This is a genomic window from Moorena sp. SIO3B2, assembly GCF_010692525.1.
Classification (GTDB): domain Bacteria; phylum Cyanobacteriota; class Cyanobacteriia; order Cyanobacteriales; family Coleofasciculaceae; genus Moorena; species Moorena producens.
In genome coordinates this window covers 1-1,271 of the sequence record NZ_JAAHHE010000911.1, presented here as the reverse complement: position 1 = coordinate 1,271, position 1,271 = coordinate 1, and the positions used below count along the sequence as shown (strand labels likewise).

The following is a 1,271-nucleotide window of genomic DNA, read 5'->3' as shown; positions in this document are numbered from 1 at the left end:
CTCGTGCGTATCTGATCGCTACTGGCTCTCGCCCAGATATTAGCGATATCAAAGGGTTACAGACCATAGACTATTTCACACCAAACGATATCTGGCACAAAGTGTTGAAGGTTGGAAAGTTGAAGGTGGCAGGTTCAACCTCCCAACCTTCACTACCCAAAAGCTGGGTAGTAATTGGTGATGAGCCTATTGCTCCAGAACTAGCTCAGACCTTAGCTAGACTCGGTTGTGAGGTAACGTTGGTGGTCAGTACTACCCGTATTTTGTTCCAGGAAGACCTAGAAGCATCTAGGCTCATACAAGCTCAGTTGGAAGCTGAGGGAATTCGAGTTCTGACCGATAGTCGAGTTGATCAGGTCAGAGAGATTGAGGGAAAAACCTGGGTTCAGGCTGGTAATAAGGCGATTGAAGCTGATGCTATTTTACTGGCTACGGGTGAGCAACCCAATGTGGAATCCTTAAATCTAGAAGGGGTTGGAATAAAGTACACTCAGCAGGGTCTTCAGCTCAATCAGAAGCTACAAACGACTAATCCCCGTATCTATAGCTGTGGCAAGATGGCTGGTAGTTATCCCTGTGCCCATATTGCCCAGTATCAAGCCAGCATTGCCCTGAAGAATGCATTGTTTTTCCCCTGCTTTAAGGTGGATTATCACAGCATTCCCTGGACAGTCTTAACTCAACCCCAGTTAGCACGGGTCGGTCTGACAGAAGTAGAAGCTAGAAAGCGCTATGGCAAGAATGTTTGGGTGATTCGAGAATATTTCAAAGACTTAGATCAGGCTCAGCTCCTGGGCAAAACCACTGGGTATATGAAACTGGTAGTGGGGGGCAATGGGACAATTTTAGGAGCAACCATAGTTGGATCACAAGCAACAGAATTAATCGGGGAAATTACCTTAGCGATTCAGCAGAAAATTCAATTGGGTGTGTTAGCAAATGTCTATTATCCCTATCCCACATTGTCAGAGATTTTTAATAAAACAGCAATCCAGTGGCAACATCAACGAATGAGTCGTAATCAGACTTTAAAAAACTTTCTGGAAGGCTTCTTTAACCTACGCCGTAGTTGGTCAAAATGAATGTTGATTACCATTAATTCACGCTTAAACCTTAAACATTTAACAGTTAAAATTTAAAATTGAACAGTCAACATTCAAGCTTAAACTTCTGCATTAAAATGACAGCAACCAGCCAACCAACTGAATTCCAGTACAAACCCCTGCACAAGCCTAACCAACTGATTTACGGTACAGGTCAAACGGCGGTGA

1 protein-coding gene is annotated in these 1,271 nt (G+C 43.7%); it reads left to right on the top strand.

The window, feature by feature from the left end:
• The coding region (locus tag F6K38_RS42290) for a dihydrolipoyl dehydrogenase family protein (RefSeq protein WP_287360856.1) at positions 1-1,082 on the top strand (1,082 nt) is incomplete at its 5' end.
• Between the last annotated feature and the right edge of the window lie 189 nt (positions 1,083-1,271).